Source organism: Spiroplasma endosymbiont of Polydrusus pterygomalis (assembly GCF_964030825.1).
Taxonomy (GTDB): Bacteria; Bacillota_I; Bacilli_A; order Mycoplasmatales; family VBWQ01; genus Spiroplasma_E.
Window position 1 is genome coordinate 194,447 of sequence record NZ_OZ034964.1, and the last position, 26,576, is coordinate 221,022.

Consider the following 26,576-nt stretch of genomic DNA (forward strand, 5'->3'; position numbering starts at 1 on the left):
AATAATTGTCAAATATTATTTTAAATGTTGATTAAAATATGTTTAATAAATTATTATTTATTTTATTTTACTTTCATTAGTTCCTAAAATAACTCATTTTTTCGGTAATTTATTAGGATTATGAATTCCTGAATCAACACTAAAATCATAGTGTTCTTTTATTTGATTTACATTTCACAATGAAATGTCTTGATTAAAACTTTTTGCTTCATAAAACATGTAACTCATGTTTGTTACATTAGTAGTATTTCATTGTGAAATGTCTTGGTTAAATGCTGAAGCAATGCCAAACATATTATGCATATTTGTTACATTAGCAGTATTTCAAGATGAAATATTACCATTAAAAGATTTTGCAACAGAAAACATTGATTGCATGTTTGTTACATTAGCAGTATCTCATTGTGATAAATCTTGATTAAATATTAATGTACCAGAAAACATTTCTTGTAAAGATGTAATTTCTCGCGGCAATTTATTAGGCACTTTCTCAATTATTCTTGGCATTTTGACAACTTGGATTTCTCCTTTTTCATTTTGATAAAATCCAATTTGCATAATTTCTTTAGTAATTATATTTGATAAATTTTTTTCTTTAGTAGTTACTTGTTCACCTTTTTGGTTAATATAAATTGTATCTGTTCTCATAATCAAACCCCCTTGTTATTTTTTAAATAACTATTTTCTAATGAATTATTATTTTATTGTTTGTGTTAAGATTTATTGAAAATATATTTTTTTAATGTTTAAGTATTAATTAGAAATTTAAATAAAAATATTAATATGTTTAAATAATTTCTTAGATAAATCTTAATTTAAGTTTATAATTGAAAAAATGAATATACAATAAATAATATATAATTTTATATAAAAAAATTATTAAATCTTTGATAATAACTTGTTTTTTTAAATAAGTTTTTATATAATTATTAGTGCTTTAAGCAATGTAGTCCCGGTAAAATTACACTGTAAGGAGAAAAAAATGCGTCAAACAACAATGAATGTCAGTAACATGGAAAAAAAATGATATGTTATTGATGCTAGCGGTTTAATTTTAGGACGTCTTGCAACTAAAGTTGCAATGATATTGCGTGGTAAAAATAAACCTTCATTTACACCACACTTAGATTGTGGAGATTATATCATTATTATTAATGCAAACAAAATTAAATTAACAGGTAATAAATTACAAGATAAGAAGTATTATAATCATTCACAATATCCTGGTGGATTACGTGTACGTAATGCTCAAAGTATGATTGCAAAAAATGCTTCTGAATTAGTAGAAATTGCCATTAAAGGTATGCTACCAAATACGACTTTAGGTCGTAAGCAATTTACACATCTTCACGTTTATAACCATGTTCAACACCAACATCAAGCCCAAAACCCTAAAGTTTTAATATTAGGCCAAGAGGAGTAGACTTTTATGACAATATCTAATAAACCCGTAACTTATTCAAGTTCAGGCGGCCGTAAAACGTCAACTGCTCGTGTTCACTTAAAAAACACTGGTCAATCAAAAATATTAATTAATGGTTATGAACCTTTGAAATATTTAGAACAAGAAATCTTAGTTCAAGATATGTTGTTACCTTTAAAAGTAACTAATACATTAGAAAACTTTGAAATTAATATTAAAGTCGAAGGTGGAGGAAGAACTGGTCAAGCTGGTGCAGCACGTCTAGCATTATCTAATGTTTTAGTAAAGGTGTCAAAAGATTATCGAATATTATTAAGACAGTTTGGATTATTAACTCGTGATGCACGTAAAAAAGAGCGTAAAAAATATGGTTTAAAAGCTGCTAGAAAAGCACCACAATTTTCAAAGCGTTAATATATGAAAAAAGAGTTTGAAACTCTTTTTTTACTTTACTTACTATATTTCTTTTAATTCACTGTTATTAATAACAGTGTTAGGAACAGTTACTGTGTTTTGTTCTGATTGATAATTACTTTTTCTTTGTTTTGCTTTAGTTGTTCATTTAGAAATATTAAAATTTTTATTTCAGAAATTTTCATTACTATTAACATCTATTTCATCTTCAAATTTACCTAATAAAATAAGAATTCCACAAACAATCCCAATAAGACCTATACCTAAACCAATAATGGCAAAAATGCTTGGAATAATTGAACTTTTTAATTTTCCATTTAGTAATAAAATATTTATAACAATGGAAGGTATATTTAATAAAGAAAATATTAAAATAAAGATAGAGAATTGATAAAGGAATGTTCCAGAGTGAATAGGTGGTGAATCATCAAATCCAACAGTAGTAGTATTATTAGCAAAACTAACCATTAATATAGTAATAATACTAAATAATGTGCCAATAATGAGAGCAATGCTACCAACAACTACTGCAATAATTGCTCCTATTTTCATTGCATCACCTGGTTTTCTACCTATGTTTTGATTATTATTCATGTTTTTCCCCTTTAGTAAAATTACATTATAGAATACTAAGATTTTACCACTATATATTTGTAAAATCAAATTTAGGGTTATTGTTTTTTATATTAAATTAGATATTTTTTTAATATTATAAATGGTTAATAAGTATATGAATGATTTATATCTTGGCAGTAAAAATTATGATAATAGCGATAATAAGCATTATGAAGAAAATTATTTTAGTAAAAGATTATTAGTGAATTTTAATTAAAATATAAAATAAATTAGTTTAATGAATGTAATAATTATTAATTATTTCACAATTTTGAAGTGCATCTCAAAAATTATTATTTTTTCGTTTTATTTTGAAAATAAAGATACTTATTATAAGTATAATTGTTGTATATAGCAAAATTGGGTTTATAATTACAAAAAAAATAACTCCAATCTGCAATTGAATTCAAGGATAATAATTATTACTATCACTATAGTGAGCTAATGAGATAAGGAAATTGCCAGAATGACTAAGAACATAACTTAAACCAAGATCTTTTAATAATTGAAAACCATTTTTAAAATTTGAAGAACTGTCATCAGTGTTAATATGAAAATCACTAAATCAAATTAAGTATAAACTTATAATTAAAATTAAGATTATAATCGCGAATAATATTATGGTTATTAACTGCAATATGTTATTTTTTTTCATTTTTGTTACCTCTTTTAAGCATAAAAAATTATTTAAAATAATAAAAATAATCAGTAAAACTATTTTATTTATGTAAAGATGATAACAAATTTATTAGTTTTTTACTATTAATTAATGAATGAAATTTTAATTATTTTTAAATAAGATTATATATGTAATTTGCTAATAAAAATAATATTAAAGCAATCATTTTATTTTTAGTAGCTCTTTTTTAAAATATATTTATTTTGTTATTTTACTTTTTTTATTTGGTTTAACATTTTGCTTGCATCTAAGTTAAATGGTATAACAATAATTTCATGATGAATGATTTCACGGTTAGGATATCCAAGTTTTGTAACTATTTCCTTAAAACTTAGGTGAAATAATGTTGCTAATTCTAATGTTTCAAATGCTTTATATTTCATATCATCACTTTGATTTGTTTTATATTTCAACAAATAAATTTCTTGTAGTTTAATTTTTTTTTCACTTTTACCATTCATTACATTTATTACCTCTCAAACTTATATAATTTAATAATTAAATTATATCATTTTACTTAACTCATTTTTACGAAAAATTATTTTTATGAAAGTGTATTTTTTTTGGGAATATCATTATTGCTTTGTTCTAAGTTTTCACTTTCTTCGTTTATTTTTTCTGCTAGTTTTCATTGGTTTTCCCAGTCTAGTTCTCATTTTTCAATTCTTAAAATATGTATCTGAATTTTTTTCATTTTTAATCCCCTCTTTTTAATTAAAAACCTCATATAAATAAATTATACAAAAAAAATATTATTTTTAAAAATATAAGCATGTTCATTAATTAAGAGCAAAAAAACTTAATAAATATTGTTAATACATATTGCAATCAATACTGAACAAATATATAATATTCCTGTTGTTCTTTTTGGGACTATAGCTCAGCTGGTTAGAGCGTACGCTTGATAAGCGTGAGGCCGATGGTTCAAGTCCATTTAGTCCCACCATTATGTATAAGATATTAAATAAACAATTTTGTTTATTTTTTTTTATTTAATATAAAAAAATTGTAAAGACCATCACTATCAATTTGTTAAAGAAAAAGAAAAACTTAATCAAGTATAAAAAGCTGAGAAAATGAGAAGTATCATTAATGACATTAAAAGTAGCGTTATTTTAAAAAAACTAAAAACGTTATCATTAAAAATAAAATATAATTAAAAACTTAATAAAAGATAAAAAAACAAATTAATTTATTTTAAAATCATTGGTAGTGACAAGAAATACTAATTTTAGTTTATCAAAAATATAAAAATCTATTTTAATAATTCTATTACTAATAAGAAATTTTAATTAGAATAACAGCTATTTTATTTTCTTAAAGTTTTTTATATTAGTATTTTTTTCTTTTTAATTATAAATTAATATATAATATATCAAAGTTGGTTATATATTATTGCAACTTAAAAAGTTAATTGTTTAAGTAGTAAGGAGCATAAGTATGGAAAAAGCAATCTTAAAACCTGTTATTAGTAAGTCTTTGATTAAAAAAGATGATGATACTAGTCAAGAAAAAATATATAAAATCTTCAATTTTAAAACATACATTAGAAACTGATTTAATCGTTATAATCGTAACGTAGTAGTTAGTGCTGAAGATGGACAATATGCAATTTTAATTCGTGATTTTACTAAACAATTTAAAAAATTTAAAGCTGTCGATAATGCTAATATTAAAGTTAAAAAAGGTACTATTCATGGTTTTATTGGTCCGAATGGTTCGGGTAAAACTACTACTATTAAGTGTTTAATTAGCGCTATGGTTGAAACAAAAGGTGATTTAATTATTCATGGCAAGCGTTCATGAACAGTTGAAGCGAAAAAACAAGTTGGTTATATTCCTGAAGCAGCAAAATTTCCTAAACGAATTACTACTTATGATTATTTGATTTCAATGGGACAAATTAGTGGCTTAAAATATAAAGTGGCCAAAGAAAAAACTGAGGTTATCTTAAAAGAATTAGATTTATGAAAATTTAAAAAACGTAATCCTAACGCTTACTCTTCGGGAATGAAGAAAAAAGTATTATTAGCACAATCATTATTAAATAATCCCGATGTATTGATTTTAGATGAACCCGCTGCTAATTTAGATCCAACAGCAAGAACAGAATTATTTAATGATTTAAGAAAGTTACGACAACAAGGTAAAACAGTTTTTATTTCTTCACATATTTTATCTGAATTACAGCATTTAGCTGATGAGGTTACTGTTTTGAACTACAGTAAGGTTGTTTATACAGGAACAGTTAATAAGACTGATTCACTGTATGAAATAAGTTCTAATCATAATGATAAACTAATTAAATTATTAATAGCTAAAGATTTTATAGTAGAAGTTAATGAAAGTCATTTATTAGTAAATGTTAAAACGGAAACACAAGTGGCAGAAGTACTAACAATTGCTTTAAAAAATAATATTATCATTACTTATTTAAAACCATATACTGTTGATTTACAAACAATGTATGAACGAATTGTTATGGAAGCTAATGACAATAAGAAGGGAGAAAAATAATGCCAATATTTCGTTATACTTTTAAAAAGATGATTGCTACTCCTTCAACTTGAATTATTTTTCTTTTAACTATTATTTTTCTTGTTTTATCTTGATCTTTAATTTCATTAATTATTGGATCTGATGTAATAAAGTTATTAACTTATGATCAAGCATTAGCATTTTATGTACCACAATGAAAAATGTTATCATTTTCTGTACTTTTATCGATTATGATTTTTGTTTTCATTGCTGTTAAAGCGACACAAGTTTTTCGTGATGAAATTGATGATGGTACTTTATTAATTTTAGTATCAAAACCAGTTAGTAGAACTAGAATTTGAGCAGAAAAATTATTATCTTTACAAGTAGTGATTATTTTGTATTTATTCTTATCTATTTTTATTGCAAGTTTTGTTATTGTTATTCCAGGAGTTGGTAGTACAACGATTTATAGTGCAGTGTTTCCTTATTTATGAATTTTATTTGGTGTTGCAATTATCTTTGATTTAATTATTTCTTCAATTGCTATTTTGTTTTCTTTAATCTTTAATGCTAAAACATTAGTTGCAATTATGATTGGTATGGCTGCATTATTTAATATTTTTGCAACAGTAATCAATGATTTGGTAACATTAGATCCTAATTATTATGTTGCTTCACAAGCGTTAGCGGCCTATAATAATGTGAAAGGGAAGTTAGATCAATCAGATATTGATTGAATCAATAATACATATCGAACTAATCCAAATGATACTATTCAATCTATTAAAACTGCTATCGTTAGTATTTATACTACATATATTCCAACTGTTAATAATTATCCTAGTAATTATGATTATCAACAAGAACAACAACAATTGCTAGCAATTAAGAATGGTGAAGTTCCCGATACTACTGATGCTCCTAGACAATTAGTTACTCATATTTATAATATTGCTACTGTTTTTCGTCAATGAAAAGAACAAAGTTTTGCCGAACTGATGACAGGTGTAAAAGTTGGAATAGATGATCATTCTGATTCCAAAAGTTCAGATGGTGTTGGTAGTAATCATGTTAATTATTCGGTATTATTTATGATTAATGGTTTAAATACGACACTATCTGAATCAGACTATCATAAGTTTAACACTAAAACAATGCAAGTTAAAGCCATGCGTTATTTAAATATATTTTATCAATTAAAATATATTTGAGATGGTATTGCTACTGAACAAAGTTCAATTTTTGCTAGTCCAAGTGCATATTCAATGGCAGCAGACCCCTATTTAATTAGTTTTACTAAAGATGGTGCAAATTATAAAGTTGATACTAATAAATCAACAAATAGTAAAATTATTAATTTTCCTGTTTTATTAACAGTATATATTTTATTAGGAGTTATTTTATTAGGCGTTTCATGATTAGTGTTTAATCGTCGAGATTTTACTTAGTAAATTAATATTTTCATAAAAATTCAAGATTTTTAATCTTGAATTTTTTTATATTTAAATTTTAAAAATCATTATTTAAATCATGTAAAATTATTACATTATGGAAGATTATTGATAAGGGTGAAATAATGACAGTTAGTGGATTTAAAATTAATAATACAACAAATCCACATAAAGTTAGTAATTTTTTTGCTAATAAAAAATGATATTTATTAGCATTAATGATTATTATTCCAGCGGTATTGCAACAAATTTTGTCGGCCTCAATGAATTTATTAGATAATATTATGGTTGCGCAGTTAAAAGATAGTTTTATTAGTGATTTAAAACCAATGAATGATCACATTAACAATATTTTTAAAACGTTAGGGATTTGAGATAATCAAAATTGATGAATAAATAATGGTTTAGAACATTTTTATCACCTGCAATATTCAGCCGGACAAATTGCAGTTTCAGGAATTACTGCTTCTAACCAAATTTTTGTTATTATTTATGCAATTATGGGTGGCTTTATTAATGCTGTTAGTATTTTTGGTGCTCAATTTTATGGGGCAGGAAGATATGGTTCATTACGACAAACAGTAAGAATGAGAATTATTTTTGGTTTTTTAATTGGAGTAATAGTTATTATCTTAGCTTATACCGTAGGTGAATATTTAATTTCTTATACTACTAACCCTAATAGTGCAATTAATAAGTTTAATCAATTATGCGCTAATAAGGGAATGAATCTTAATGATATTGAACGATTAAAAGATATTTTAAATTATAATCATGACTTTGATCAAAATTTACTTCTTGATTTTATTAATAAACATAATATTGATAAAAATGATCCACAATTTGTACAAATTATTTTGCGTTATTATGAATGACATTCAGCAACATTAGCAACAAATCAAGGTATTGATTATAATCAATGAATTGTTTTTTCTTATCCATTACTAGGAATAAATTTTGCTTTTGTCTCTGCTTTTCGTGAAACAAAACGTGGTTATATTCCATTATTATTAACTTTTGTTTCGGTATTTATTAATTTTTTCTTAAATTTATTATTAATTAACGGTATTGGCACAATTACTGGAATTGGATCACGAGGATCAGCAATTGCTACTTTAACAGCAAGAATTGTTCAATTATTATTAATTAGTAGTTTTGTTATCTGAAAAAAATATGAATTTCAACCAAAAGTTTTAAAAATGTTTAAAATTAGAGGTGATTTATTTAAAAAAATTATAATTAAAGCATGACCATTAATGTTAAATGATTTATTATTTGCCATTGCTGCAACAATGATTATTAGATTAATTTCACAATGAAGTTTTGAAGCATTAAGTGGTTCGGCAATTGCTTCTACCATTAATACTATGTTTTATACATTATATATTGGATTTGGTATTGCCTCCTCGGTATTAATTGCTAATCGTTTAGGTGCTGATGATTTAGTTGGTGCTAAATATAATGCTAAACATTTAATTAGATTGGGTTTTTTTGTATCATTATTTTTTGCTGGTTTATTAGTTTTATCATCATTTTTTTTACCACAATTATTATTTACTGCAACACCAGAAGCATTACGAATTTCTAGTTGAATGATGCGTGTTGATGCGATGGTTTTTAGTGCTTATACTATTTTGTATACTTGTATTTATGCCTTTCGTGCTGGTAGTTTAGCAATTACAGTGTTACTTATTGATAGTTGTTTTACTTGGTGTTTTTCAGTGTTAATTTTATTTATTCAAATAAAGTATAGTCCATTAGATATTATTTATATTTATGGTATTATGCGCTCTTGTGATGTTATTAAAATGATTATTGTTTGAATTATTTATCATCGCGGTAAATGGGTACGTAATTTGGCAAATACTATTAATGAAGTATATCCAGAATCACCACCAGTAATTAATATTCCTAAACGAAAAGATAAAGTTGACATTGCTAACTTCTAAATTAAATAAATGCCTTTTAAAGCATTTATTTTGTGATATATTTAACTGTTAAAGTTTTATTATTTTTGGTTTAGTTATTTTACTTTTTTTGTTTTATATTTCAATTTTTTCAATTTTCAAAGATGATTAATAGAAGAAAAAGAAATATTAATTTACAAAAATAAGACAATAATTTTCTTTAATGAAAAGCAAGAATATTATTTTATCTTCAGATAATGTTAATGAATTTTATTGCTAAAATATAACAAACAATCAATGAAGAATTAATGCCAGTAATTGTTATTTCAATAATTATGAAAAAATACATTTTTAATTTTTAAAACTTTCAATAATACAAATCAAAATTTAGAATTTGCTATCAAAATCACCTAGTAATTAGAGTTAATTATTAATAATTTTTGTATATTTTTTTACTTGTTCAACATTTTAAAATTGGTTTTTTTCAATTATTTTTAGATTATTGTAAAATTTTTATTTTGTAATTTTTCATAATCTTTGCCATTTATTTTATTGATAATTTTTATTTTCGCTTCGTTCATTAATATTTCTTTTTCCTCTTTTTTTGTTGATGTTAATGTTTGGATTTGTTTTGATTGTAATCATGAAATTTGTTGTGGTGTAAATACTTGGATTTGTTCTGGCTTTAATGCTTGGATTTGTTGAGTTGTTAGTTCAGAAATTTGTTCTGGTGTAAATGTTTGGATTTGTTGTGTTGTTAATGCTTTAATTTGTTTTGCTGTTAATGATTTAATTTGTTGTGGTCAAAATGCTTGGATTTGTTCTGGAGTCAATCATGTAATTTGATTTAAAGTTAATGCTTTTATTTCTCATGGTCAAAATGCTTGGATTTGTTCTGTTGTTAGTTCTGAAATTTGTTCTGGTGTAAATGCTTGGATTTGTTGTAGTGTTAATGCTTGGCTTTGTTCTTTTGTTAATGTTTTGGTTTGTTTTGCTGTCAATCATGAAATTTGTTCTGATCAAAAACTTTGGATTTGTTGTATTGTTAATGTTTGGATTTGTTCTTTTGTTAATGTTTGGATTTGTTGTGGTGTCAATCATGTAATTTGATTTAAAGTTAATGCTGAAATTTGTTCTGGTGTAAATGCTTGGATTTGTTCTGGTCAAAAAGCTTGGCTTTGTTCTGGAGTCAATCATGTAATTTGATTTAAAGTTAATGCTTTTATTTCTCATGGTCAAAATGCTTGGATTTGTTGTGTTGTTAGTTCAGAAATTTGTTCTTTTGTTAATGCTTGGATTTGTTCTGCTGTTAATGCTTCGATTTGTTCTGGTGTTAATGTTTTAGTTTGTTTTGCTGTTAATGTTTGGATTTGTTGTGTTGTTAATGTTTGGATTTGTTGAGGTGTCAATCATGAAATTTGTTCTTTTGTTAATGCTTGGATTTGTTCAGGTGTTAATGTTTGGATTTGTTGTGTTGTTAATACTTTGATTTGTTCTTTAGTCAATGCTTGGATTTGTTGTGTTGTTAATGCTTCGATTTGTTTTGCTGTCAATCATGTAATTTGTTCTGATCAAAAACTTTGGATTTGTTGTGGTGTAAATGCTTTGATTTGTTGTGTTGTTAATGTTTGGATTTGTTCTGGTGTTAATGTTTGGATTTGTTCTGGTGTAAATGCTTTGATTTGTTTACGTGTTAATGCTGAAATTTGTCATGGTCAAAATGCTTTGATTTGTTCAACTTTCAAATCATTAATTTGATTTAAAGTTAATGCTGAAATTTGTCATGGTCAAAATGCTTTGATTTGTTGTGGTGTTAATGTTTGGATTTGTTCTGCTGTCAATCATGAAATTTGTGCTGTTGTTAATGCTTTAATTTGATTTATGTTAAATGCTGGAATTTGTGTTGCTAAAAATGATTTAAATTCTCCTACTGTCAATGCTTTGATTTGTTGTGTTGTTAATGTTTGGATTTGTGCTGTTGTAAATAATGGCAATGGTATTTCTTTATTTTTTAAAATATAATCAGCATGCTCTTTATTAACATAATTTATTAGACAACATGTTTTAATAAATTTTTCAAATTCTGGTTTATTTTTTATTTTTCTTCTGGTTATATTTAATTGTTTACCTATGAAACTTGAAGATTTTTCATTGTCAGTTTTTAATTTTCTAGATTCAAATTCTTTTTCATAAGTATTATGATACTTCTGCAAATCAGATGAATCCATAATTTTTGATTCTCCTATAATATATTTTAAAGGATTATTATCAAAAAATATGCTTTCAGCAGCGTATCCACCTAAATTAATTTGTAATAAAGTATATAAGTCATCATCACTTATATTTTTAATTTGATTTAAAGGTACAAGTTCATCAAATACTATCTGTCCCAAATATTTGGAATTTGAATTAAGAGATTCTAAGTTTTGAAACTTATTTTTAAATTTAGAATCTAAAATAATTACTGTATGTCCTGCTTCATGGATACAAGAAACATCATGAAAACCAGATTGTGCACAACCAAAAATAGATATATTTTTAAGTTTTCAATCTCTTTCTTCATTAGCAATTGACTTAGCATTAATACTTTGAATTTTATATTGAAAAATTGGAGTAGTTAGTACTCACAATTTGAATCAATAATTTGGATTAAAATATTTCATATTGAATACTCCTTTTTAAATATCAAAAAAAATAATTAATTTATTAATCTATAACTATTTTTTAAATTTTACAATTTTATTCTATTTTTTCCTTTTTGTATTCGATGTTGTTGAAGCAAATACATTGTACTATTAAAGATATGACTTATTAATTTACAAAATTATTCTAAACTTTCTTGTTCATTTTGTTCAACTCAATAATTAATAGTTTTTTCTTGACATTCTATTAATTGTTTTTCTAACTCTTTTATTTTATCTTCTAATTTTTGTTAGAACTTGGTAGTAATTTAAATGTGTTATATCAATGCACTTTAATAATTTTTTTTATTTTTATCCCCTTTCAAAATAAAACCTATTTACTAAAAATTAAAATCATAGGACAAAAAAACATATTTTTGTTTATAAATATTATACTTATTTTTTTTTGCAAACTAGTTTAAACCTAGAAAATTATTTTATTAATAATTCAAGTGTTTTTGAATATGTGAAGGAGAAAATAAGAATGTTTAAATCTAAAAAAGAAAAAAATGCTAATTTATCTAAATATGATAAATTACTAAGAAAGAAAAGTTTTTTTAAAATAAAAATGAGTAGTTTATAACAAATATATGTGAGGTATACCTATTTCATTTACAAAAGTAAGAAATAAATTAGATAATGTTACAGATAATATTCGTATTATTGGTAAAGCATTAATTCATTACTAGCAGCAATTAGATCTAAATTGAAATTATTTAATGATTTTAAATAGATGTCAGTAATTGTCTCTTTTAATTTTTATAGAAAATAATTGATCATATTAAATACTTTTACCATTATCAAATATAAACATTTGCAAAAACCACAAAATTATGTAAAATTTTTATTTGCATGTAAAAATCAATTAGCAACCATAAATTAAATAAACATATTATTTAAGTAATATTGTTTTTGTTTTGTTAATAAACTTAATTGTTCTTTAATTAATTCAATTTTTCTATCAATAATGGTAAAAAAATGTGCAATCTTAGTTTGTTCATTAATATTATTTGTCAAAGAAATAAAAACATTTTTTAACATTAAAAAATGCCTTTTATATCCACTTTGTGAAACATTATTTAATAATACTGAATAATAAATAAATTTTAAATTAAAATTTTTAAAACTATTACTTAGTTCTAAAAGTTTTATACCATCATCTGCAACAAAAAAATATTTATCAAGATATTTTAAAATAGTTGTATGATCACCAAAAAGAATGATTGGTAATTGTTCTACTAAGTTTCCTTTTTTAATATATGAATCAATAAAATCTTTTTTTTGTGATATTAAAGGTAATTTTGTATTTGATTCAAAATTTTTTTTAATTTTTAAAGATTTTATTGTTGTTAATACTTCTTGAACTTGTTTTAAAACTCATTCATCATTAAATCCTTTAAATCTAATTTGGGGATAACCTTTTTCATTTGCAAACATATTATTTAAGTAATATTGTTTTTGTTTTGTTAATAAACTTAATTGTTCTTTAACTAATTCTATTTTTTTATCAATAATAGTAAAAAAATTACCAATTTTATTTTGTTCTTGTAAATTACGAATTATATAAATTATGATATTTTCTAAATCTTTTTTTGAATATTTGGTAATCCTGTGCCAACTCTAAGTTTTTTAATATTTATTTCATTATTTTTTAAAAGATAAAAAAGATAAAAAAGATTTAAATTTACTTTTGATAAAGTATAATTATGATCCACACTTCAAAATTTATCTTTTATATAATTTACATAACCACAAGAATTGCCACCTTCACTTATAGAGATACAATTTTCTTTATTAAATAAGTTTGTACTACCAGATTTATTAATGCCACCATTAAAAATACAATATTTTCCATTAATATCATATTTATCTTTTGATATTGATTTTCCTTTTTGAATTAAACAAATTTCTTTTAATTTTACTTTTTGAAAATTATTTTCATTAATAAACTTTTTAAATCTAATTTGGGGATAACCTTTTTCATTATTAATCACCAAATCTTTAAACATTAACTTAAATTCTTCATTTAATTTTTGCGTTGCTTGTTCATTAGTAATTAATTTATCTTGCATATTTTTAATATTAATTATTTCTTTTTCTTCTGTATTATCAATATAACGAGCAATATTTAAGTTATAATCATTTGCTTTAATTATTTCTACATCAACTAAATTAGAAAATTTAGCAATAGTTTTTCTGTTATTAAAAACATTAATAATTTTAATAATATTTTCATCGGTTAAAGTATTTTTATTTCCTTGCTTGGCAAATTCTTTCGAAGCATCAATAAAATAAATGGAACTATCAATTTTACATTTTTTCATCACTATAATACAAGTTGGAATTGATGTCCCATAAAACATATTAGCTGGTAAACTAATAATAGTATCAATTCAATTTTTTTCAATCATATATTTTCTAATAATTAATTCGGCATTACCTCTAAACAAAACTCCATGAGGAATAACAACGGCCATAACGCCATTAGCAGCTAATTTATAAATCATATTTTGAATAAAAGCAAAATCAGCTTTTGTTTTTGGTGCTAATTTGCCATAAGCACTAAATCTTTCATCACTTAAAAATTTTTGATTTGCCGTTCAATGAGAACTATATGGCGGATTTGCGACAATTACCTCAAATTCTTGTCCTTTAAAACCATCATCTTTTAGTGTGTCACCATGATAAATATCAAATTTATTATACTTTAAACCATGTAACATCATATTCATTCTTGCGATATTATATGAATTGGTTTTTAATTCTTGGCCATATAAATGACCAATTTTTAATTCTTTATATACTCTTAATAGTAATGAACCAGAACCACATGTTGGATCATAAACCGTTTTAATTTCTGTTTTTCCTTGACTAACTAATTTAGCTAATAATTTAGAAACAGGTTGTGGTGTATAAAATTCACCTGCTGCTTTTACTGATTCAGAAGCAAATTTACTAATTAAATATTCATAGGCATCACCTAAAATATCAATTTCTGCGTCGTTAATTTCAAAATTAATTTCATTAATTTTTAACATTACTTTAGCAATGATGTTACTTTTCTGGGTTTCTGTTTTTCCCAATTTACTAGAATCTAAATCAACAGAATCAAATAAATTTTCAAATTCTTTTGCTGATGCATGACCAACTGTTGATTCAATTAATTTATTAAACGCTTTTCTTAATAAGAAGATATCAAATTTTCCAATATTAATTTTTTTAATTATTGCTTGTCATAAATATTCTGGTTCAATATAATATCCAGCACTATCATTATCATATAAAACTTCTAAAAAATCATTGCGATATTTTTTATTAGTTAAAGCAGTGTAATAATCAATCCCCTCCATTGTTAAATCTTTTGCTATTATTGATTGGACATTATCTGATAAATAACGATAAAATATTAATCCTAAGATATACTCTTTATATTCGGATGGTTCCATTGTTCCACGTAGCGTATTAGAAATATTTCATAATTTAGAAAATAGTAGTTGTTGTTGGACATTTTGTTTTTCATGTGTTGTCATAATATCTTTTCCTAACTTTCAAACTCACTAATTAAAGCAATGATATTTAATGCTAACTAGTTTTAATCCTTGTTAGTAATTTTGCTGATAAATATTTAATTATTTTTACGATATAATTATATAATAAAAAACTAAATTTTTAGTAAGGCAATAATATTTTAATAAAACCTTAATATCTTAAAATTGTTAGCGAAAAATAGAGAAATCCCATGTAGTATTTAATTTAATTGGTTGTTTTTGCTGTTATTTTCTTAAACTAAGCAAGGTTAACGATAATTTTAATTTAATTAAAAAAGATAGAATTTTATTTCTATCTTTTTCTTAGTTTTTGGAAAATTATCCACCAACCGAATATTTTACGCGCTCTTGTTTACCATTTAAAATTGGTTTTTTTAATTATTTTTAGATTATTGTAAAATTTTTTTGTTGTAATCTTTCATAATTTTTCCCATTTGTTTTATTGATAATTTTAATTGTCGCTTCGTTCATTAATTTTCTTTTTGTTGTTGTAAATGCTTGGATTTGTTGTGCTGTCAAAGCATTAATTTGATTTAAAGTTAATGCTGAAATTTGTCATGGTAAAAATGCTTTGATTTGTTCAATTTTCAAATTATTAATTTGATTTAAAGTTAATGCTGAAATTTGTCATAATAAAAATGCTGTAATTTGTTGTGTTGTTAATGTTTGGATTTGTTGTGTTGTTAATGTTTGGATTTGTTGTGTTGTTAGTTCTGAAATTTGTTCTGGTGAAAATGCTTGAATTTGTTCTGCTGTCAAATCATTAATTTGATTTAAAGTTAATGCTGAAATTTGTTCAACTTTCAAATTATTAATTTGATTTAAAGTTAATGCTGAAATTTGTCATGGTAAAAATGCTTGGATTTGATATGGACGAAATCATGAAATTTGTTGTGGTGTTAGTTCTGAAATTTGTTTTGTTGTAAATGCTTTGATTTGTTGTGATGTTAATACTTTGATTTGTTTTGTTGTAAATGCTTTGATTTGTTGTCTTGTTAATGTTTGGATTTGTTGTGGTGTTAGTTCTGAAATTTGTTCTGTTGTTAATGCTTGGATTTGTTGTGATGTTAATACTTTGATTTGTTTTGTTGTAAATGCTTTGATTTGTTGTCTTGTTAATGTTTGGATTTGTTGTGGTGTTAGTTCTGAAATTTGTTCTGTTGTTAATGCTTGGATTTGTTTTGCTGTCAATCATGAAATTTGTTGTGGTATAAATCATGAAATTTGCATTGGTCAAAATGTTTGGATTTGTTTAACTTTCAAATCACTAATTTGATTTAATGTTAATGCTGAAATTTGTCATGGTGAAAATGCGTGGATTTGTTGTGTTGTTAGTTCAGAAATTTGTTCTGCTGTCAATCGTGAAATTTGTTGTGTTGTTAATGATTTGATTTGTTCAGAAGTAAATGCTTTGATTTGTTGTGTTGTTAATGTTTTGATTTGTTCTGTTGTTAGTTTAGAAATTTGTTCTGTTGTTAATGCTTGGATTTGTTCTGGTGTCAATCATGAAATTTGTTCTGTTGTTAATGCTTTAATTTGATTTATGTCAAATGCAGGAATTTGTGTTGCTAAAAATGATTTAAATTCTTCTACTGTCAATGCTTGGATTTGTTCTGTTGTTAATGCTTTAATTTGTTCTCTTGTAAATAATGGCAATGGTATTTCTTTATTTTTTAAAATATAATCAACATGGTCTTTATTAACATAATTTATTAGACAACATGTTTTAATAAATTTTTCAAATTCTGGTTTATTATTTTTTTTCTTCTTGTTATATTTAATTGTTTATCTATGAAAGTTGAAGAATCTTCATTGTCAGGTTTTAATTTTCTAGATTCAAATTCTTTTTCATAAGTATTATGATAGTTCTGCAAATCAGATGAATGCATAATTTTTAATTCTCCTATAATATATTTTAAAGGATTATTATCAAAAAATATGCTTTCAGCAGCGTATCCACCTAAATTAATTTGTAATAAAGAAGTCATCATCACTTATATTTTTAATTTGATTTAAAGGTACAAGTTCATCAAATACTATCTGTCCCAAATATTTGGAATTTGAATTAAGAGATTCTAAGTTTTGAAACTTATTTTTAAATTTAGAATCTAAAATAATTACTGTATGTCCTGCTTCATGGATACAAGAAACATCATGAAAACCAGATTGTGGACAACCTAAAATAGATATATTTTTAGGTTTTCAATTTCTTTCTTCATTATCATTTGACTTAGCATTAATACTTTCAATTTTATATTGAAAAATTGGAGTAGTTAGTACTCACAATTTGAATCAATAATTTGGATTAAAATATTTCATATTGAATACTCCTTTTTAAATATCAAAAAAAATAATTAATTTATTAATCTATAACTATTTTTTTAAATTTTACAATTTTATTCTATTTTTTTCTTTTTGTTTTCGATGTTGTTGAAGCAAATACATTGTATTATTAAAGATATGACTTATTAATTTACAAAATTATTCTAAACTTTCTTGTTCATTTTGTTCAACTCAATAATTAAAACTTTTTTCTTGACATTCTGTTAATTGCTTTTCTAGTTCATCTACTTTTTCATTTTTTTTCTTGACATTCTATTAATTGTTTTTCTAACTCTTTTATTTTATCTTCTAATTTTTGCTAGAACTTGGTAGTAATTTAAATGTGTTATATCAATACACTTTATTAATTTTTTTTATTTTTATCCCCTTTCAAAATAAAACCTATTTATTAAAAATTAAAATAATAGGACAAAAAAGTATATTTTTCTTTATAAATATTATACTTATTTTTTTTGCAAACTAGTTTAAACTTAGAAAATTATTTTATTAATAATTCAAGTATTTTTGAACCTTAGAAGGAGAAATAGGAAGATATTAGACAATTGAAAGCTGATGATTTCAATTTGCCATTAACAAGAGAGAAAATAAAAATTATTGTTACTCGTTTATCAAAAGATTATCACATTGAATTTGATAAAATTTACTTGATTAAAAATAGTACTTCTTATATAGTACGGCTATTATGGCATAGTTTTTATTCGTGAAGTTCATTTTGAGCAATTGAAAGATTTGGTTATTTTGATAATAATTTTTCTAGACAACTGATGTGAAGAGATTTTTTTATCAAGCCACTTATAATGCTATGATAGAAAAAATGAAAATTCAGAACAAATTGAATTAAAAAAATGAATCATATTAGTTGAGATAATAAAGTGGAAAATTTTAAAAAATAAACAAAAGGAGAAATTGGTATTCATTTAATGTTGCTGGTATGAATGAATTAAATAATTATAGTACTATGCATAATCGTGTCCGTATGATTTGTATCTCTTATTTAGTAAAAAAAATTTAAATATTGATTGAAGATGCGAAGAAAAATATTTTGCTCAAAAATTAATTGATTATGTTCCAATTATTAATCAATGTTTATGACAATGAGTAGCAGGAATAAGATTTGATCCTCAACAATATATTAGAATTTTTAACCTTTATTTACACCAAAAAAATATGATCCTAATTTTGTTTATATCAATCATTTTTTATTAAGAACAAAAAATGTAGCAGAAATTATTAATTTTAAAAAATCAGTTGCAGAAGTTAAAAAAAGATATCAAAATTTAAAGAGTGAAAATTAAAAAAGTAATATTCAAATTTATTAATATTAAAAATATTAAAACATGAAAAACATAAAAATAAAACTACTCAATTGAGTAGTTTTATTTTTAATTATTTAATTGTAATTTCTTTAGTTTTTGTTTGCTCTTTTTAGGAATTTTAACAATTAATATACCATTTTTAAAATTAGCATCTATAAATTCTTCACTTATATTAGATGGTAACTAATTGAGCGGGAGAACGAACCATAATATCTTTTTTGAATATGAAAATTTTTATTTTTTTCATTAACATTCTTTTTTAGTTTCTATTGTAAGAACATTATTATTTATTTTTAAGTCAATGTTTTCTTGTAAAACACCAGGTAATTCAATTTCTAAACAGTATTCAGAATCATTTTCAAAAACATCTGTTTTTGGTAAAAATGTTTTCTCCCCGTTATTTTTGAAAGTTAAAGGATAAGAAAAATCTATAATATCATTAAAAAAATTATCAAATATATCAGTTAAGTAATTACGTCTAGAAAAATTGTTTTGGACATCTAATTTATTTTTTATTTGTGAAATTTCATTTTTCATATTTAACACCTCCATTTTTTTTAATTGGCAATATAGTAATATGATTGCTAATTACAAATTTATTAATATTTTGTTTGTATTTTAATTGTCATTAAACATGGTAATCATCATTTATGATAAAATTTAATATATAAGATTTAATAAGATTTTAGAATTATGGAGTTTTAATATAGAGATGTCAGTAGCGAGTTATAGAAACATTAATGCTCATAATCGTTGAGGAATTATTTTTAGTTCAGGAGTAATGGCAGTAACTTTAATTATAAGTTGAGTATTATGACTTATATTTTATCGTGCTAATATTACTGAAATTTTACTTATTTTAAATAGAGTAATTACTGAACAAGGTATTAACTTTAATCTTACTTTTCAGTTTTTTACAGTTTTTATTTTAATTTTTGCTGTTTTAATTTTAATAGTTATTACGTTGCCATTTCTTTTTTTAACTAAGTATGGAGTAATAACTTTATTATTATCATTAATGATAATGTTAGTATCAATAATTTTTCTTGGTAGTTCGGGATTGTTAATCGGTTATGGTTATCAAAATTTTTATAATTTTGTTATGAGCAAACGTATTAGTGATATTTTATTTTTTGCTTTGCCATGAGCTTTGGCGATTATTTGCTGTTTATTTTTAGTATTTTTTTGTTTATCATTAATAATTGCTAACTTAACAAAAAGAGAAAATAAGAATAAATTAGTAACAGCAGATAATGAAGAGTTATTATCAATAGAAGCAGTATCTATTAATAATAATAGACAAAATTCACCTTTTATTGAACAAACTACTGCACCAACTGTGTTTACAGAACGGCTTCCTAATGAAAGTCAAGGTATTAGTATTATTATTAATAATACTGCTGGTAATCCGTTGTCACAATCAAAATTAATTGATCCCCAAGTAATTAACAACCTAACTCCTATTCCAACTACTACTACTAACAGTACTGTTAATGATGAAGCAACCTGAACATCACAACAAATTGAAGCAGTATGAAATAAAGGAGAAATCATTGAAAATTATAATCCACAGTTATACCGAAAAGATTATGCAGGAGCATTAATGTTTAAAAATAGTTTTATTAATAATATTAATTTTAATGATGATCCTAAAGGTTTAAAATGAACAATTATTTATCAATGTCCGCTATCACATGGTGGAACTTCTGATATTAGTAATTTGCAACCAATGAATAATATTAATGCTATTACTAAAGCAAATAATTATCCACGTTGAAAAACAGCTATTACTTTTAATGGCAAAGAAAATATTTTAAAACAAAAAAAATGAAAACATAAAAAATAAATTGATATATTTAAGGTTAATTATCAGAAAATATTGACAATTAAAACACTATTATCTTTTAAATTTTATTTGTTTATGCGAAAATGTATATAATAATTAAAAGATAGGAGCAATTAGTCATGCAAGTTATTATTCACGGAAAAAATATTAGTATTACTTCTCAAATTAAAAATGCTGTTAATAGGAATTTTAATTATTTACAAGAAAAATATTCTAAATATCTTAAAGAAGATATGATTGCTAAAGTTGGTATTGAAAAAAATGGTAATCATACCTATCATATTTCTGTTCATATCCAGTTATTAAATAATAATTTTTTACAGTGTTTAATAGAAAATCATGATCTTTATATTGGTATTAATCAACTGTTAGTTCCATTAGAAAAGCAATTAAGCCGTTTAAAAACTATTGCTAGTAGTACTGAAAGTGTTAGTGAATTTATAACTAAAGAAATTCTTGATGATAATAGCAAAGTTATTATTGATGTAACAGAAGAAGATAATTAATAATTAAAATTGAAAAAATGTTTAAGAAATTAAACAATTATTAACATTAGTTTTTTTATCTGAAATTAATGTGTTATTTTCTTTTTCTGCCATTTTTGCTTTTTTTTGTAAATCTTCTTTTGACATTACTTTTAAATTACGTTTATGAATATCTGTATCCATCTTATTTATTGTTAAAAGAGCATATTGAAGACTTTTTTTATTTCTTTAATTAATTCAATATCTAAATTATCTTTTTGTTTTTTTGTTTTATTTTTTTGCTGTTTTTTAGTATCTTTAATTCTAAAGTATTTAAGATAATAATAATGATAATATACATAATATAAATTTTTAAAAATATTAATAATCTTTTTTCTATATTTTTCAATAAAAAAATCACTAATATCATTATTAGTTGCATCATCAATTATGCAAATTTTATAAAAAATTATTGTTAAACTAATTGCATTATTAAAAACTTTGTTTATTTCTTTTTTTGATTCTATTGTTAATTTTTGATTTACTGTTATTACTGGAATTTTAATTTTTTGATGTATATTATAAAATTCTTTTATTAATGAGTTTAATTCCATATTTTTTGTTTTATTAAATTCATTAGCAATTTTTTCATTGGTCAAAAATGTAATAAGTTTTTTATCTGTGAAATTTTTAATCGAGTTATAAATATGTTCTATTTTCTCTGTTAACATGTTGAATATATAATCACAAAAAGTTTTAATATATTGAGTCGAAGTTGGTAAGTAATTAATTGTAGTTTTTAGCATGTTACTATCCCTTTCAAAACAATCATTTTGTAATGATATCTAATTACAAAATGATTTCTATCTTTTATTAATATAATTAACACTTTTATCTTAATAAATAAATATTATTTTATATTATATAAAATTTCAATCAATTATATTATTTACAATAAGTAAAAAAATAATTAAATCTGCCTAGCAATGGTTTTATATTCTAATTTTATTATTTTCTATTATATAATGTTTAAATATAAATATGTATTAAAATCTTTAACATTATTATTTATTGTCTTGCTATATTATATTAGGTATAATAGGTATAATATAAGTGATTATAAAAAATTATAAGTAATTTTCTTTTCTAAATTTCGCTTATAATGAATGTAATAGGGGTGATTATGTGGAAAAAGATAAAGATATTATGAAGGTTATTAAAAAATCATTATCAGAAAGTATTTTATCTGTACCTGGTGTTGCCAATATTTATGAAAAAGATAGTGACTACGGAATTAAAGTTAACAAAACTGACTTGGGTTGAATTGTTGATATTAATATAGTTTGCTTTTTTAATAATAATATTTGAAATATTATGAATCAAGCCCAAAAAAAATTAAAGTATATTACTGAAAAGATTATTAAACATCAAGATTATATAGTCATTAACATTCTTGTTCATGATTTAATTGAAGAATAGTAAAAGAAAATATTAGGTGAAATTAAATGAAAAAAATTGATATTAAAATCTTAAAAGTTATGCTTATTAGTGGTGCTAATAATCTTTATAATCATCATTTTGAAGTTGATAAGTTGAATGTTTTTCCCGTACCTGATGGTGATACTGGAACAAATATGAATTTAACGATGATGAACGGGATAAAAGAATTAAATGGTAAGGAATATGATAATCTAAAAACATTTGCAACCACTTTTTCTCATGGTTTAATGATGGGTGCTCGTGGTAATTCTGGAGTTATTTTATCTCAGATTTTTCGTGGTTTTTTTCAAGTTCTAAAAGCAAAAGATTTAAAAAACGATGTTATTAGCAATGAAGATTTATTAAAGTCTTGAAAAAGTGCTCAAGAGTATGCATATCGTGCTGTTATGAAACCAGTAGAAGGTACTATTCTTACTATTGTTAAAGATGGTGCTAATTATATTAATGAAATCGAAATTGCAGGTAAAGATTTCCTTTTTATTTTTGAAAAATTATTGGAGGGGATGAATGAATCATTAAAAAGAACACCTGATTTATTACCAATTTTAAAAAAAGTAGGAGTTGTTGATTCGGGTGGTGCTGGTTTAGTTTATATTGTTGAGGGTATGGTTTATGGTTTAAAACATGGTAAAGCTATTGCTCCTAAGAAAAAGTTAGAGCAACAAGATACAGCAAAACTAGAAATGGTTTTAAATCAAGAAAACTTTGGTTATTGTACAGAAGTTATTGTAAAATTAAACAAGGTTAGTAAACTAGATTTTAATTTAAATAAAACACGAACTGATTTAGAAACAATGGATGGTCAATCAATAGTTTTAGTTGATAATGAAGATTTAATTAAAGTTCATGTTCATACTTTGAAACCTGGTCAAATTTTAAATTATTTTCAAAAATTTGGTGAAATTTTAAAAGTAAAAATTGAAAATATGACTGAACAAGCAAAAGCACATACCCAAACTATTAAACCAACTCGTAAGTTAAATAACAAATTTGCGATAATTGCTGCTGTTCCTGGTCGTGGTATTGAAACTTTTTTTAGAGAAGAACTAAAAGTTAATAATATTATTATTTATTCAAAAAGAATTAATCCATCAACAGATGATTTTTTAAAGGCAATTGAAATTGTTGATGCAAAAAATATTTTTATTTTACCAAATGATAGTAATTTACTTTTAACAGCAGAACAAGCAAGAAAATTAGAAAAAAAATCAAAAGTTTTTGTATTGCCTGCTAAGAATATTGCACAAGGTATGCGTGCTGCTTTGAACTTTAATCCTGAATTCAGTGCAAAAGAAAATAATAAAATTATGTGTTCTGAAATTAAAAATGTTGCTTTTGGTTATATAACGATTGCTGATCGTGATGTTGAAATAGATGGTATTAAAATTGAGAAAAAACATTTTTTTTCCGCTGTTAGTTTACGTAAGGATGGTAAAGAGAAAATTGTTGCTTCAAATGAAAATTTAAATAGTACAATTAAGGGATTATTTGCTAAATTAATTTGACATGGTGCTGAAATAATTACTATTTTTAAAGGTAAAGATTATTCAAAAGATCAAGTTAATTTTATAAAAAAAATTTTAGATGAAGATTATGATATTGAGTACGAATTTATTGATGGTGATCAAGAAGTTTATAACTTTCTTTTTGTTGTTGAGTAATACTATGTTATTATAATATTGTAAACTCTATTTAAATATTTAGAAAGGAGAATATTATGATTAATTCGTTACTATCAGCAGTTAATCCAGATGATCCAAAAACTTGATCAACTAGTTTAATTGTCTTAGCAAGTTTAGCAGCTATTGTTGGTATGATTTTATTTATTGTTACTATGATTTGATTTGTTACTTGAATTAAATATTCGTTATTTCAACGTGAAAATAGTGCTAATTTAACTGGTGGTGAGTTATCACAAAAATATTTAAAAACATATGGTATTAATGCAAAAAGAATAAAGTTCAAAGGATTTGGTAATGTTAATAGTATTACTGTTGAGTCTAAATTCTTTTATTTAAGACCATATTTATTTAATAATGGTAATTTTACTTTAAGATTATTACCATGAACTTATCATCGTCGTTCTATTTATACTTTAGCAATGGCAATGGAAAGTACTTGAGCAGTAAGTAGTTCCAATAGTAGCCGTTTTAATACTTTTTGATGAGACTTTTCTCGTAAAATAATATTATTTTTTATTTTAATTCCTTTTATATTTGCTATTTTATTTGCTATTTCTCCTAATAATTCTTGAATTACTTTATCAGCAAACGGTGCTAATACATTTTCCATTGTTTTATCAGTTTTAGGAAGTATTTTATTAATTATTTTTTCTTTAATGCAAATGGTTTTTTATGCTAAATCAAGGAAAGAAATTTGTCAACATTTAGTTGGTATTTTAAATGAAAAAGAAATTCGTGCTATCGGCTGAATTTTTCAAATTAAATTTATTTATTATTTAATTCGTATGATTTATGAAATATTGCAATTTATTTTACGTATTGTTATGTATATCCAACAGAATAAAAAATAAAAAATTTGTACCTAATTTATAGGTACAAATTTTTTATTTAATTATTTAATTAATATTTTAGTTTTTCATTTGTTGATTTTTTATTTACATTAATTATTATATTCTTAAGATTTTATCTTTAAATTTTAAATATATTAAACTAATAAGTTAATATATTTAAAATTTACTGATTTTTTGTATATTTATTGCAAAAAAATAAAAAAAGGTTTTAAATGTTAATTATGAGAGAGAAAAAAGAATATTTTTAAGTTAAGGAGAATACTGAATGAAAAGTAAGTATGCTATTAATGTATATTCAGAGATTAGAAAATTAAAAACTGTTTTATTGCATCATCGAGGTGAAGAATTATTAAATTTAACACCTAATTTATCAATAGCACAAGTTGAACATCATCAATTTGTTAAAATTTTGATAGAACATGATGTTGAAGTATTATACATTGAAAAACTTGCTGCAGAAGTTATTATCCAAGATGAAAAAGTACGTTCTTATTTAATTCAACTTTCAGATCAACAATTAATTAATAAAATAATTGCTGGTGTTACTAAGTTTGAATTAGTAATTAAAAATGTTCATCAATATCCATTAGTAATTGAACCATTACCAAATTTATTATTTCAAAGAGATCCTTTTGTTAGTGTTGGTAATGTTATAATAATTAGTTATATGTGTAGTGAAAGGTGAAGAAGAAAAATTTTATTTGTTGATTTAATTTTAAAACATCATCCTCGATTTAAAAAACAAGTTAATTTCTGATATGATCGTTCTAACAAAAATACATTTGCGGGCGGTGCTATTTTAGTTTTAAATGTTAAAAATATTATTATTGGTGTTTCACAACGAACAAGTATTGAAACTATTAAATATTGTGCTACTAAACTTATTAATGATAGTTCAAATAATTTTAAAAAAATTATTGTTTTAGATTTAAAGACTAAAAATCGTGCTTTTATACATTTAGATACTGTTTTTACTAATATTGATTATGATAAATTTATTGTTCATGCTTTTATTTTTGATATTAATAATCAATTTCAAATATTTAAAATTACTAAAAATGGTCAAAAGCAAGTAAAACAAAAATTAAAAGATTACTTAAGTTCTATTCTCAATAAACCAATTAAATTTATTAAATGTAGTGGTGAACAACCAATGCTTCAAGCAAGAGAACAATGAAATGCTGGTAATAATTTTAACAATTACTCCTGGTGCTATTATTACTTATGATCGTAATCATACTACCATTCAGAAATTAAAAGAATTTAATATTAAAGTTTATGAGATTGCTATTTCTGAATTATCAGATGGTCGTGGTGCCCCACATTGTATGTCAATGCCAATTTGAAAAGAAGATATTTAGAATTTGAAAGGAAG

The 26,576-nt window shown here is 23.4% G+C and carries 24 protein-coding genes, 1 tRNA gene and 2 pseudogenes; 12 read left to right on the forward strand and 15 right to left on the reverse strand.

Annotated elements, in window-relative coordinates:
• Nucleotides 1–57: 57 nt before the first annotated feature.
• Complete coding sequence (locus tag ACQH25_RS00950; protein WP_425381419.1) at nt 58–648, reverse strand: BspA family leucine-rich repeat surface protein; 591 nt, start codon at nt 646–648, stop codon at nt 58–60.
• A 334-nt stretch (nt 649–982) separates the two neighbouring features.
• Between ACQH25_RS00950 and rplM the strand changes: the two genes are divergently transcribed.
• On the forward strand, nt 983–1,423 hold the full coding sequence (gene rplM, locus ACQH25_RS00955; protein WP_425381420.1) for a 50S ribosomal protein L13: 441 nt from the start codon (nt 983–985) through the stop codon (nt 1,421–1,423).
• Nucleotides 1,424–1,429: 6 nt separating this feature from the next.
• The gene (gene rpsI, locus ACQH25_RS00960; protein WP_425381421.1) at nt 1,430–1,837 is read left to right on the forward strand and encodes a 30S ribosomal protein S9; all 408 of its coding nucleotides are present in this window, start codon (nt 1,430–1,432) and stop codon (nt 1,835–1,837) included.
• 42 nt (nt 1,838–1,879) lie between these two features.
• Here rpsI and ACQH25_RS00965 read toward each other — a convergent pair whose 3' ends face one another.
• The 3 genes from ACQH25_RS00965 to ACQH25_RS00975 all read right to left on the reverse strand — a co-directional run bounded on the left by ACQH25_RS00965 (nt 1,880) and on the right by ACQH25_RS00975 (nt 3,825).
• A complete protein-coding gene (locus tag ACQH25_RS00965) occupies nt 1,880–2,431 on the reverse strand; it encodes a hypothetical protein (RefSeq protein WP_425381422.1) in 552 nt (183 codons plus the stop codon).
• 906 nt (nt 2,432–3,337) lie between these two features.
• Entirely contained in the window at nt 3,338–3,592 is a 255-nt protein-coding gene (locus ACQH25_RS00970; RefSeq protein WP_425381423.1) for a hypothetical protein, read from the reverse strand.
• A gap of 83 nt (nt 3,593–3,675) precedes the next feature.
• Nucleotides 3,676–3,825, reverse strand: coding sequence for a hypothetical protein (locus ACQH25_RS00975; protein ID WP_425381424.1), 150 nt, complete (start codon nt 3,823–3,825; stop codon nt 3,676–3,678).
• A 175-nt stretch (nt 3,826–4,000) separates the two neighbouring features.
• On the opposite strand from ACQH25_RS00975, the gene ACQH25_RS00980 reads away from it, so the two are divergent.
• The 4 genes from ACQH25_RS00980 to ACQH25_RS00995 all read left to right on the forward strand — a co-directional run bounded on the left by ACQH25_RS00980 (nt 4,001) and on the right by ACQH25_RS00995 (nt 9,012).
• Nucleotides 4,001–4,077, forward strand: a tRNA-Ile gene (locus tag ACQH25_RS00980).
• 494 nt (nt 4,078–4,571) lie between these two features.
• Complete coding sequence (locus ACQH25_RS00985) at nt 4,572–5,648, forward strand: ABC transporter ATP-binding protein (protein WP_425381425.1); 1,077 nt, start codon at nt 4,572–4,574, stop codon at nt 5,646–5,648.
• Nucleotides 5,648–7,060 carry an ABC transporter permease gene (locus ACQH25_RS00990; RefSeq protein WP_425381426.1) on the forward strand — a complete coding sequence of 471 codons (1,413 nt, stop codon included), beginning with the start codon at nt 5,648–5,650 and terminating at the stop codon, nt 7,058–7,060. Before ACQH25_RS00985 ends, ACQH25_RS00990 begins: the two co-directional genes overlap by 1 nt.
• Nucleotides 7,061–7,188: 128 nt before the next feature.
• A complete protein-coding gene (locus tag ACQH25_RS00995; RefSeq protein ID WP_425381427.1) occupies nt 7,189–9,012 on the forward strand; it encodes an MATE family efflux transporter in 1,824 nt (607 codons plus the stop codon).
• Nucleotides 9,013–9,464: 452 nt separating this feature from the next.
• Here ACQH25_RS00995 and ACQH25_RS01000 read toward each other — a convergent pair whose 3' ends face one another.
• The 9 genes and pseudogenes from ACQH25_RS01000 to ACQH25_RS01040 all read right to left on the reverse strand — a co-directional run bounded on the left by ACQH25_RS01000 (nt 9,465) and on the right by ACQH25_RS01040 (nt 19,395).
• Entirely contained in the window at nt 9,465–11,633 is a 2,169-nt protein-coding gene (locus ACQH25_RS01000; protein WP_425381428.1) for a hypothetical protein, read from the reverse strand.
• Nucleotides 11,634–12,530: 897 nt separating this feature from the next.
• The gene (locus ACQH25_RS01005; RefSeq protein ID WP_425381429.1) at nt 12,531–13,088 is read right to left on the reverse strand and encodes a restriction endonuclease subunit S; all 558 of its coding nucleotides are present in this window, start codon (nt 13,086–13,088) and stop codon (nt 12,531–12,533) included.
• Nucleotides 13,089–13,231: 143 nt separating this feature from the next.
• Entirely contained in the window at nt 13,232–13,660 is a 429-nt protein-coding gene (locus ACQH25_RS01010) for a restriction endonuclease subunit S (protein ID WP_425381833.1), read from the reverse strand.
• Nucleotides 13,640–15,181: pseudogene (locus ACQH25_RS01015) on the reverse strand (type I restriction-modification system subunit M); the annotation flags it as partial. The gene ACQH25_RS01010 and the pseudogene ACQH25_RS01015, both read right to left, overlap by 21 nt.
• A 402-nt stretch (nt 15,182–15,583) precedes the next feature.
• The gene (locus ACQH25_RS01020; protein ID WP_425381430.1) at nt 15,584–16,855 is read right to left on the reverse strand and encodes a hypothetical protein; all 1,272 of its coding nucleotides are present in this window, start codon (nt 16,853–16,855) and stop codon (nt 15,584–15,586) included.
• A 56-nt stretch (nt 16,856–16,911) separates the two neighbouring features.
• Nucleotides 16,912–17,190, reverse strand: a complete 279-nt coding sequence (locus tag ACQH25_RS01025) for a hypothetical protein (protein ID WP_425381431.1) — start codon at nt 17,188–17,190, stop codon at nt 16,912–16,914.
• On the reverse strand, nt 17,165–17,518 hold the full coding sequence (locus tag ACQH25_RS01030; protein WP_425381432.1) for a hypothetical protein: 354 nt from the start codon (nt 17,516–17,518) through the stop codon (nt 17,165–17,167). The genes ACQH25_RS01025 and ACQH25_RS01030 overlap by 26 nt, the downstream gene beginning before the upstream one ends.
• Nucleotides 17,519–18,924: 1,406 nt before the next feature.
• Nucleotides 18,925–19,041: an Hsp20/alpha crystallin family protein gene (locus tag ACQH25_RS01035; RefSeq protein ID WP_425381834.1), complete on the reverse strand. Its 117-nt coding sequence runs from the start codon at nt 19,039–19,041 to the stop codon at nt 18,925–18,927.
• A gap of 63 nt (nt 19,042–19,104) precedes the next feature.
• Nucleotides 19,105–19,395: a hypothetical protein gene (locus tag ACQH25_RS01040; protein ID WP_425381433.1), complete on the reverse strand. Its 291-nt coding sequence runs from the start codon at nt 19,393–19,395 to the stop codon at nt 19,105–19,107.
• A gap of 175 nt (nt 19,396–19,570) precedes the next feature.
• On the opposite strand from ACQH25_RS01040, the gene ACQH25_RS01045 reads away from it, so the two are divergent.
• The gene (locus ACQH25_RS01045; RefSeq protein ID WP_425381434.1) at nt 19,571–20,704 is read left to right on the forward strand and encodes a hypothetical protein; all 1,134 of its coding nucleotides are present in this window, start codon (nt 19,571–19,573) and stop codon (nt 20,702–20,704) included.
• Between the two features lie 119 nt (nt 20,705–20,823).
• Nucleotides 20,824–21,210: a ribosome hibernation-promoting factor, HPF/YfiA family gene (gene hpf / locus ACQH25_RS01050; RefSeq protein ID WP_425381435.1), complete on the forward strand. Its 387-nt coding sequence runs from the start codon at nt 20,824–20,826 to the stop codon at nt 21,208–21,210.
• A gap of 21 nt (nt 21,211–21,231) precedes the next feature.
• Here the strand turns inward: hpf and ACQH25_RS01055 are convergent, their stop codons facing one another.
• Together ACQH25_RS01055 and ACQH25_RS01060 are read right to left on the reverse strand one after the other, a co-directional pair.
• Nucleotides 21,232–21,372 (reverse strand): hypothetical protein, encoded by a 141-nt coding sequence (locus ACQH25_RS01055; protein WP_425381436.1) that lies wholly within the window; start codon nt 21,370–21,372, stop codon nt 21,232–21,234.
• 11 nt (nt 21,373–21,383) lie between these two features.
• Nucleotides 21,384–21,899: a hypothetical protein gene (locus tag ACQH25_RS01060; protein ID WP_425381437.1), complete on the reverse strand. Its 516-nt coding sequence runs from the start codon at nt 21,897–21,899 to the stop codon at nt 21,384–21,386.
• A 454-nt stretch (nt 21,900–22,353) separates the two neighbouring features.
• On the opposite strand from ACQH25_RS01060, the gene ACQH25_RS01065 reads away from it, so the two are divergent.
• The 4 genes and pseudogenes from ACQH25_RS01065 (at nt 22,354) to ACQH25_RS01080 (ending at nt 26,562) form a co-directional block, all read left to right on the forward strand.
• Nucleotides 22,354–22,647, forward strand: coding sequence for a hypothetical protein (locus ACQH25_RS01065; protein ID WP_425381438.1), 294 nt, complete (start codon nt 22,354–22,356; stop codon nt 22,645–22,647).
• A gap of 26 nt (nt 22,648–22,673) precedes the next feature.
• Nucleotides 22,674–24,329, forward strand: coding sequence for a DAK2 domain-containing protein (locus ACQH25_RS01070; protein ID WP_425381439.1), 1,656 nt, complete (start codon nt 22,674–22,676; stop codon nt 24,327–24,329).
• Nucleotides 24,330–24,385: 56 nt separating this feature from the next.
• Nucleotides 24,386–25,201, forward strand: coding sequence for a hypothetical protein (locus ACQH25_RS01075; protein ID WP_425381440.1), 816 nt, complete (start codon nt 24,386–24,388; stop codon nt 25,199–25,201).
• A gap of 265 nt (nt 25,202–25,466) precedes the next feature.
• Nucleotides 25,467–26,562: pseudogene (locus ACQH25_RS01080) on the forward strand (arginine deiminase family protein).
• Nucleotides 26,563–26,576 lie beyond the last annotated feature (14 nt).